Consider the following 9,755-nt stretch of genomic DNA (forward strand, 5'->3'; position numbering starts at 1 on the left):
CCGCAACTTTTTACCAGGGCTTGATTTTTTGCTTACTTTTTTATCAAGAAAAAAGTAAGATAAAAAAAACTTATAATCAAATAAAAATAATTAAAAATTCCTTAAGTTGACGCCATTGTCCGTTCACCACTATGGCTTATGTTAAGAAAAAGCTGATCGCAAATTTTTATAAAGAATATTTTTCCAAAATATAGCCATAACCAGTAGTATAGAGCAACTTCAACACCAAGAGTGCCAGTATGCATTCAAGGCTATGACGGTTCTAGGCAAAATGCCCATTGTAAAATAGCTGCGATTAGCAATCACCTATTAGAGCTGATTAGAAAAACAGCTTGTTTGAACCCGGGTAGCGGGTGAGTTCTGTTTTTCCAGCTCTAATAGGTGATTGCCGAAACTTTTTACAAAGGGCTTGATTTTTTGTCCACTTTTTGATCAAGCAAAAAGAGGGATAAAAAAGCTTTAAAATACCCATATAGGACTCTATATATTTGTTCTTTTTTACTCTTTCAAATTCCAATTCCCCTAACGCACTACCTTTAAGCTATTTCTGTGTTTGATAAAGAGGCATCAACTACAAATTTATCTTTAGCAAAGCGGAGCACAGGAATATGTTGATTAGCATGATGTTTACCATAGGATAGACCCTGAAAAATAAGGCTACTGTAGTGCATATTGCCCCATTCTTTCTGAAAAGAAGTCCCATAACGCCCCAGCATTCTACCAAAAAATAGCATCATTTCATAGCCAATGTAGCCTTTTTCATTAGGTTGTGTGCTATTCTTTTCAAAAAACTTTTTTCGAAATGTGCTTAAAGCAGATCTACTATAGTCTATATAGTTGGGGGCTAAGAATACAATAGACAACCGCTTCAATTGGTGAATGTGTAAGATCTCTTTTTTAATCCATTGCTCATGGCCTATAATTTGTGGTTTAATACCCAGTTTTAAACAGAGACTGATTACATTGGAAACAAGCAACTCATTTTGGGACGGAACATAGATATGGGTTAGTTTACTTAAATCCCATTCATCTTTTTCAGTAGTTGCAATATCTTCTTCTTCTTTTGCTTTTTGTTTACTGGCTTGGTTAAAAAATTCTTTGATAGCCTTGCTAGGCAGTTGTAAAAAGAGATCTGTATTTTTTCCCAATTGTTGCTCAACGATAGTTTTATATAGGTTTGCTTGCAATACTTCTTTGGGGTCGGTACCATAAAAAATACCTATGGAGGCTTCTTCTGTTGATTGGCCAGATAGGTCACTTAGTGTAAGTTGTGCGGCTCTTTGGGCACAAGTTTCTAGATCGGGCTGGAAAAGAAAGGCAAATGGATTACCCTTGGTTACGGCAGCATTATCTGAAATCGGGTTTACAAGATTAATTTTGTGTTTTTTAGCAAATGTAGCAACTAATGGAATCGTTTCAGGATAAAGAGGACCTATGATCAAATCCATATGGGGCATTCCTTCTTGGGCCAGTAATGCCTTGGTAACGGTTGCATCTCTTTTAGTATCAAATACAAAAAGATTGATCACGATACCTTCTTGAGCCAGTTTTTCTATGGCCAATTGTATACCCTGATATAACTCAATAACAAATTGGTCTGTACAGGCCTCATAGTCAAACTCTTCTACAAAGAAGGGCAGGAAGATAGCTACATCATAGGCTGTTTTGCGCTTAGAGGTTACTTGTTTTAAAGGGTCGTATGTATAATCAGCCAAATGGTATTGTTGTTTTAATGCATCTAACCGAGCAAAATCTTGTGTAAAATATGCTTGCTTGGCTACTTTTTTATGTAAAATATTTTTGATGATAAGATCGTTTGGAAATTTTTCAACGAGTTCTTGCAAAGCAGTATCAGCTTGTATTTGTTTAAGAAAATATTTTTTCATTTCCAGAATAGGCTCGGCCATACTTTTATCTTTGATTAGCGCAAGCGTGTTGAGGGCTTGCTCAAAATTTCCAGTTTCAAAGCTACATTGGGCAAACCAATAATGGGTTTCATTTTGTTTATTCCAGTCTGGAAATTTTGCTTGTAGCTCTAAAAAAGCTTCTCTAGCGATTTTGGTTGCTCCATTGTGATAGGTGGCTAGTGCATAGTAGAAATGAATATAGGGGGAAAGGGCAGAAGAATGGTGCATTTTTATTAGTCTCTCAAATAAGGCGCTTGCTTGGGCATAATTTTTTGCTTGGTAGACTTTTTGGGCAGTTGCATATTGCGCCAATAGGAGCTGTGCATCCCGATCTGATATACCCAATCGGACTTTAGATTGGCCTAGGGCCATATTTCCTATGGGTTGTAGGAATAAGAAGCAAAATAATAGTAGATAAGTTTTGTTTGTTTTATACAAATGCATACTCCCAAGGAGTTTAGGTTATACTTTTTGCTTGATGAAGCAATATGCAAAAAATCTAGCACTGTGTAAAATACGAATTATGTTTTAATTTTAAACTAAAGTTGATTATAGTTTTTGCTTATCTTTTTTTATAGAATTATGTGGCAGAAGTGCACCGAAAAACGAACTACAAATTTCTATACAACTAGCGAACCTTTTCGCATTAGGCCAAAATGAGTGGAGAAAAAAAAATAGTATTATTAAGTTGCGGTTCATTTAATCCAATAACAATATGGCACCTAAGAATGTTTGAATTGGCAAAAGACTATTTCAAAAGAATGGGTGGCTATTGTGTTACGGGTGGTATCATATCTCCGACTCATGATAGTTACCAAACACCTAAACAGTTAGAATGTGGAGAGCATAGGTGTCAAATGGCTAGACTGGCCCTTACGCCACTCTATGGTCGTAATCATTGGGTTAGAGTCGATGACTGGGAGACCAAACAACACAAATGGCATCGAACTATTGAAGTGATTGATTATCAATGTAATAAATTGAATGAAGTAAACACAACACTCAAGCTATTATGTGGCGCAGACCTTTTTAGTTCTTTTCATGTACCCAATCTGTGGAACGATCAAGACATTGAGCTGATTGTTCGTAAATATGGTTTAGTAGTCATCACTAGAGAGGGTTTTGATCCTTTTAATACTTTAAAAAACAGCCCAAAATCTCACATATTCCGTAAATACCAGAGGAATGTAATAATAATTGAAGAGAAAATAAAGAATAGAATCAGTTCTACTGCCATAAGACATTGCATTAAAAATCGTGAGAGTATAAGATATTTGGTACCCGATTCTGTCATTGAATATATTAATGCAAATAACTTATATTTGTTTGATTCCTAAATGTTGCTGCACTAAATATGTAGGATAAGGTGAGCTATGCTTGATTCGTTCAAAACTATGGCTGTTCTAGGTAAAACGCCCCTTGTGTAAAATAATTGAGGTTAGCAATCACCTATTAGAGCTGGAAAACAGCATTTACCAACTGTGCGGGTTCAAACAAGCTGTTTCTCTAATCAGCTCTAATAGGTGATTGCCGCGATTTAAATCAGATCTACTATAGTCTTTTTTGAATGTAGTAGTTGTATCGTTTTTTCCGACCCAAAATCACTTACTAAAGCAGATAGCGTTTCCCCATTATATTCCCCAATAATATTGTCAATATCCGATAAATTTTTTATTAGAGGATGACGGAATAACATAACGATTAACTCATGCAGATTATTTTGGTCAATAAGATCTTTATTCTTAAAGTAGACATATCTATTATTCACAACAGTGAAGGCTGATCGTAAATCGATATTCCGTATTGAATCGATATTCTGTATTGGTGTAATAGTTATGTTTTTGTCTATGAGTATCTTCAATAGCTCCTTTAATGCACCTTCGTATTTAAGTTTTTGGATTCCCTCCACTTTAAAATCAATAACAGTAAAAATATAATCTAGATAATCTCTTAATAATCTAGCAAATAGCATACAAGATGGATCATTAGCATAGCTTAGTAGCTCTTCTTTATTTTCACCAAGACGCTCAATGTAATTTAAGAGGTATGATATATTATTACCGTTGTCATGATCTATTAAGTATTTCATTAAATCAATATTGTACTTCTTTATTGTTTTATCTGCTATTTTACACCCTTTTATTTGTCTATTTTCTATCTGACGATTTATCTCATTAGGAGAAAAATCTAAAAAGCTGTCTATAATATTTTGAGATCCTGAACTAAGTACAAGTTTAAAAATATTAATCCCCCCCCTATTACAATATAGATCACGGTGTAGCCTATTATCTTTGTGATCAGTGAAAAAGGAATAGAAATCTTTGTCAATTTCATTAAAATAATATACAAATAGTTGCTTTAAGTAAACCATCTGATAATCAAGATGATGATCGTTAGGCTTAGCGCATTGCATAAAACGATCTAATACCCTATGTAATTCACTATAATCAGGCGTTTTTAATATTGCATTCGCTAAAATTGCAGATGGAAAAGATATATTTTTTTGGAGACGCCAAGGAATATCTTGCTTAGTTTTTCTAAATATTTCCAAACTCTTAGAATCATTACCAAATACTTCCTCTTCCCTTCCATGTATTTCCTGTCCACTATTCCAAGCTTCTAGTACTTTGGACCAAACCAAACTTGAACCAGTACTATAACAAATTAGTTACTTATCCTGATTGATATATTTAAAAAGATCTAGAGCGACTACCCCAGGATGTTGAGAAGACGCAATGATACTATCATACAACGATCTTATTCTATCAGTGGCAACTTCTTCAAGAGTATGACAAGAAAATTTGGAATCAGGGTTATTATGGCTATTATTAGAAGCAACTGAACCAGAACCATCCATAGCAGACTTGCCTAGCCCATTACAAGATGCCATAAGCGGTAACCAAACTATATATTTTTTCATGATAGATTTTTGAATAAAAATGTAAATATAAACATATCTCTTTTTCTTAAAAAGAGTTATGCAAGGTAAGTAATTTATTTGTTTAAAAACAAGTGAAACATTAGAATTGTAGAGTTCTTTATTGCTGAATAAAGCTAATTTGTTGATAAAACAACGTATCTATTTAGACCTATGACATGAAAAAAATAAAAAATGCCCTTTGTAAAAAGCTGTGATCAGAAAACATAACTTACAGCTGAAAAGAAAAACAGTGTTAGAGAGGGGCTCAAGAGATGGTTCCTGTTTTCCGGCTGTAAGCTGTGTTTTTAGCAAATTTTTGCACAGAGCTTGTTGATATTGGAGGAGGGTGAGGGATTCGAACCCTCGGTACCTTTAAAAGCACGACGGTTTTCAAGACCGTTGCATTAAACCACTCTGCCAACCCTCCTAAATATTCTCTTGACTATTACTATCTTTTAGAGGTGTAAGTCCTCCAGAAAAATTAAACTTCATCACTTCAGAACCCGGTAACTCCAAAGGAGTAACCAATTCTGGAGGCACAATAATAAGCACGCCAGCTAAATCATAAGCATTAGGCAGATAAACAGCTACGTGATTAGGCATAGAAAGTACCTCTAGCGACTCTTTCGTAATAAACCCTATTCTATAGATCTGGCTGGTTTTATTCATTAAAATGATAACAGGCTTATTAAACTTTCCTTTGCTGTTTACAAAAGCTGATGTAAAATCTTTTAAGTAGGAATAAAGCGCACGAATAAATGGAACTTTTTTAATCAGCGATTCTGTAAATGAGAATACTGACTTAACCATAAGCGTAGTACCTATATAGCCTAACAACGTTATAGACGCTACAACAATAAACATGCCCAAACCTGGAATGCCAAGGCTAATAAAGCCATCTATTTTTCGCAATACCAATGAAATTAAATAGAGCGTTGCCCCTAATGGAATAATCAACAGCAACCCTCTAAAAAAGTAGAGCACAAGCCGGTTAATAATCGGTTGTTTGGTTTTCATCATTTGAACATTATTAGATCTAAGGAAGACTAAGCATAAAGTATTCAGCTACAATTCTAACAAAAAACATGATACCAAACAAATGTATCGCTACTATCTGTTTGAAAACAATATACTTTAAAGTAAAAGATCCATAATTGTATTTATATAATTGATAATCAATATATAAATACCTTGTTTCAATATTTTATTCGGCTTTGTATTGGATTGGATCCACTTAATGTCCAATATATCTTAGTTTATATATTAAAGCTTTTGTTTAATATTTATATATTTAAGTCTGATTACATGTTTATTTAATGTTTAAACAAAATAATATTTAGGCCTATTATGGCTGTAGATAAAATAACAAAACTTAATAGATCTTGCGTGCTATTACTCTTACCCATTTTTCACTTTTCTACTATAAACTACCTTCGAAATAAGTATTTTTACTTCTGATTTACAATCAAAAATTTATTTAGACAACCCTAAATAAATTTTTAACTTAGACTAATATGTGATCAAACTAGTCAACAAAAATGAAATACGAAACCAAGTTTCAATTTACTATTTAGATTTGTCTAAAGATTTATTTAATTTTGACTAAATTCATTCGATTTGTGCCGAATATCTATGAAACATACCCATGCAGAAGAGAATTATTTAAAGGCCATTTATATGCTTTCTCAGAAACAAGAAAGTTTAGTGTCCACTACTGCTATGGCAGATTTTTTACATACTAGTGCTGCATCTATTACCGATATGATACAGAAGCTACATAACAAAGGATTGGTTATATACCGAAAATACCAAGGTGTAACGCTGACAGATAGAGGTAAAGAATCGGCTATAAAGATTCTACGCAAACATTTGCTTTGGGAAGTTTTCTTAGTAGATAAATTAAAATTTGGCTGGAGTGAAATCCATGAGATTGCAGAACAACTAGAACATATTGACTGTGATACCCTCATCGATCGGCTCGATCATTTTTTAGGAAATCCCTATTGTAGTCCTCATGGTATAGTTATTCCAAATGCTGATGGAAAGATTATAGATAAGCCTAGATGGTTACTCACAGATCTATCTGAGGGAGCAAGTGGTATAGTGAGTGCTATTAAAGATGATTCTGTTGCCTTTCTGCAATATCTGGGTAAAAGAAATATCTATTTAGGTGCTAAAATCACGGTTATTGAAAAGATTCAATTTGATGAGTCTACAGATATAACTATTGATAACCAATATAAAATTAATATATCCCGTAAGATAACTGATAATATTTTAATAACGCTATAGTATTGTAATATGATCACTAATTTGATTAAATATCTGCATAAGGTTTTTTGTTTGTTTTTTTGTTTGACCTTGTCTGCTTGTTTAGATAATAGTAAAGACCAAGAATTTACTATCTTAACCACTACTGGCATACTGGGAGATGCTGTTAAAAACATTGTAAAAGATGATGTGCGTGTAGTAAGCCTAATGGGTCCTGGTATAGATCCGCATACCTATCAAACTACCCAAAAAGACGTACAGCAGTTGATTCATGCACATATAATTTTTTATAATGGACTTGATTTAGAGGGTAAAATGACTCAGCTATTAAAAAAAATAGCCAAACAAAAGAAAGTGTATGCAGTCAGTGATGCCCTCCATACAACCAAGCTATTATGTGATGGTACTATTGGCATAGACCCTCATATCTGGTTTGATGTAAGCCTATGGCAAGAGGTAGTTGGTTTTATCAGTCAAAAATTACAAGTCATAAGGCCAGAGTCAGCTGCTTATTATCAAGCTAATACGGCTGCTTATCTGAAAACTCTAGAGGAGCTGCATCAATCGGTTATGACTCAAATTCAATCTATTCCAAAGCAACAGCGGGTATTGATTACCGCACATGATGCTTTTGGTTATTTTGGCAAGGCTTATGATATAGAAGTAGTGGGTTTACAAGGCATTTCTACTGTAGCTGAATGTGGATTAAACGATATTAAACGTATTGTAGAGCTTATTGTAGAACGAAATATTAAAGCGGTTTTTTTTGAAACTTCAGTTTCAGATAAGTCGATGCGAGCTGTCTTAGAAGGTTGTGCCGATCGTGGACATAATGTGGCCATAGGAGGATACCTTTATTCAGATGCACTTGGCCCACCGGATACTTTAGCGGGAAACTATTGTGGCATGATCAGTACCAATGCTGCAACCATTGTTCATGCACTGAAATAAGAAAATGATGGAAACAAAACAGCCTATCGTAGATATAAAAGATGTAACCCTTGCCTATACACAAAATAAAGCTGTATTAGAAAAAGTTAGTTTTGAGTTGCCATCACATAAAATTATTGGTATAATAGGTCCTAATGGAGCAGGTAAATCTACCTTATTGAAAGCGGCTATGGGCCTTATTCCTTGTCAAAAAGGGGAAATAAAATTATTTGGAGAGCCGGTTTATAAGGTACGCAAACGGATTAGTTATGTCCCTCAAAAAGAATCAGTAGATTGGGATTTTCCTGCTTCTGTATTTGACATTGCCCTTTTGGGTAGGTATAATAGATTGGGATTCTTTGAACGTCCTAACAAGCAAGATAAAGCAATAGCTATGCAGTGTTTAGAGGAGTTAGGTATGGCACATCTTGCCAAGCGACAAATTGGAGCATTATCTGGAGGACAACAACAACGGGTATTTTTGGCCAGAGCATTGGCTCAAGATGCGGAATTGTATTTTATGGATGAACCTTTTACAGGCATAGATGTTACGACAGAACAAATCGTTATTAACCTCTTAAAAAATATGGTAAAAGCAGGTAAAACCATTGTGGTCGTACATCATGACTTGGGATCGATTTATAACTATTTTGATTGGCTTGTACTGCTCAACCAAACAGTTATAGCTGTTGGTGATACGAAAGAGGTTTTTACAGCTAGTTTACTAGAAAAAACTTATGGTAATAGATTGCCTTGCTTTCAAAACTACGCAAACAGTGCTCCATAATATTATTGCCTAAAAACTACTCCGCTGTTTAAATCTTTTTTTATTTAACATACTGAGCTGGAAACCAAAATTTTAAGTATGTTTTCTAGTGGCATGAGTTGTAAATCTATAGTCTCTCATGTTGAAGAGATTTATGATCATAAAGTATCAGCTGCTGAAATATCGAGTATTACCGATACTCTGTTACCGATAATAAATGAATGGCGTAACCGTCCGCTTGAATCGGTTTACCCTATCGTTTTTATGGATGGGATGTTCTTTAAGGTAAAAGAAGATGGCAGATGTGTAAGTAAATGCATGTATACCCTATTAGGCATAGATAAAGATGGTAAAAAAGAAGTATTAGGCTTCTATTTGTCTGAAAGTGAGGGAGCTAACTTCTGGCTAGGTGTGCTTAATGAGCTTAAGGAAAGAGGTATAGAAGACATCCTTATTGCCTGTGTTGATGGCTTAAAAAGCTTTCCTGCAGCTATAAATAGCGCTTTCCCTAATACACAAGTCAAGGTGTGTATCGTTCACCAGATACGCAACTCAATCAAGTATGTAGCTAGCAAGGATATAAAACGTTTTTTAACTGATTTAAAGCAAGTATATCAAGCTTCCAGCAAGGAAATTGCAGAACATTATCTACTGGAATTAGAAGAAAAATGGGGAACAAAATACCAGATGATTACCAAATCTTGGCAAAACAACTGGGAACATTTATCTGTATATTTTAAGTATTCAGATCCTGTCAGAAGGCTAATGTTATACTACGAACCCCATAGAAAGCCTGCATAGACAGATTAGGCAGTTCACCAAGACAAAAGGGGCATTCACTAGTATAAATGCCTTGTATAAATCAGTGTATTGTGCTATAAAGAAGATGGAAGAGAAGTGGACTATGCCTCTGCAAAACTGGGCATTGACCATATCGCAGCTAGATATGTATCCGTTCACG

General features: G+C 34.5%; 8 protein-coding genes, 1 tRNA gene and 1 pseudogene. 5 read left to right on the forward strand and 5 right to left on the reverse strand.

Translation table 11 applies throughout. The features are described 5' to 3' along the window. Positions 1 to 536 precede the first annotated feature (536 nt). Positions 537 to 2,351 carry a hypothetical protein gene (locus MUW73_RS03765; RefSeq protein ID WP_243575272.1) on the reverse strand — a complete coding sequence of 605 codons (1,815 nt, stop codon included), beginning with the start codon at positions 2,349 to 2,351 and terminating at the stop codon, positions 537 to 539. A 212-nt stretch (positions 2,352 to 2,563) separates the two neighbouring features. Here MUW73_RS03765 and nadD point away from each other — a divergent pair, with 212 nt between their 5' ends. Next, positions 2,564 to 3,244, forward strand: coding sequence for a nicotinate (nicotinamide) nucleotide adenylyltransferase (nadD, locus tag MUW73_RS03770; RefSeq protein WP_243018168.1), 681 nt, complete (start codon positions 2,564 to 2,566; stop codon positions 3,242 to 3,244). 200 nt (positions 3,245 to 3,444) lie between these two features. Here the strand turns inward: nadD and MUW73_RS03775 are convergent, their stop codons facing one another. The 4 genes from MUW73_RS03775 to MUW73_RS03790 form a co-directional block, all read right to left on the reverse strand. Then, positions 3,445 to 4,548 carry a hypothetical protein gene (locus MUW73_RS03775; protein ID WP_243018167.1) on the reverse strand — a complete coding sequence of 368 codons (1,104 nt, stop codon included), beginning with the start codon at positions 4,546 to 4,548 and terminating at the stop codon, positions 3,445 to 3,447. A 27-nt stretch (positions 4,549 to 4,575) separates the two neighbouring features. Then, a complete protein-coding gene (locus MUW73_RS03780; protein WP_243018166.1) occupies positions 4,576 to 4,827 on the reverse strand; it encodes a hypothetical protein in 252 nt (83 codons plus the stop codon). Between the two features lie 337 nt (positions 4,828 to 5,164). Next, positions 5,165 to 5,254, reverse strand: a tRNA-Ser gene (locus MUW73_RS03785). Continuing rightward, positions 5,254 to 5,847 (reverse strand): DUF502 domain-containing protein, encoded by a 594-nt coding sequence (locus tag MUW73_RS03790; RefSeq protein WP_243575273.1) that lies wholly within the window; start codon positions 5,845 to 5,847, stop codon positions 5,254 to 5,256. The genes MUW73_RS03785 and MUW73_RS03790 overlap by 1 nt, the downstream gene beginning before the upstream one ends. A 612-nt stretch (positions 5,848 to 6,459) precedes the next feature. Between MUW73_RS03790 and MUW73_RS03795 the strand changes: the two genes are divergently transcribed. The 4 genes and pseudogenes from MUW73_RS03795 to MUW73_RS03810 form a co-directional block, all read left to right on the forward strand. Then, positions 6,460 to 7,119, forward strand: a complete 660-nt coding sequence (locus MUW73_RS03795; RefSeq protein ID WP_243018164.1) for a metal-dependent transcriptional regulator — start codon at positions 6,460 to 6,462, stop codon at positions 7,117 to 7,119. Between the two features lie 9 nt (positions 7,120 to 7,128). Beyond that, positions 7,129 to 8,049, forward strand: a complete 921-nt coding sequence (locus tag MUW73_RS03800; RefSeq protein WP_243018163.1) for a metal ABC transporter solute-binding protein, Zn/Mn family — start codon at positions 7,129 to 7,131, stop codon at positions 8,047 to 8,049. 4 nt (positions 8,050 to 8,053) lie between these two features. Further along, positions 8,054 to 8,815 (forward strand): metal ABC transporter ATP-binding protein, encoded by a 762-nt coding sequence (locus MUW73_RS03805; RefSeq protein WP_243018162.1) that lies wholly within the window; start codon positions 8,054 to 8,056, stop codon positions 8,813 to 8,815. A 48-nt stretch (positions 8,816 to 8,863) separates the two neighbouring features. Next, positions 8,864 to 9,755: pseudogene (locus MUW73_RS03810) on the forward strand (IS256 family transposase); the annotation flags it as partial.

Source organism: Candidatus Cardinium sp. cByotN1 (genome assembly GCF_022810525.1).
Classification (GTDB): Bacteria; Bacteroidota; Bacteroidia; order Cytophagales; family Amoebophilaceae; genus Cardinium.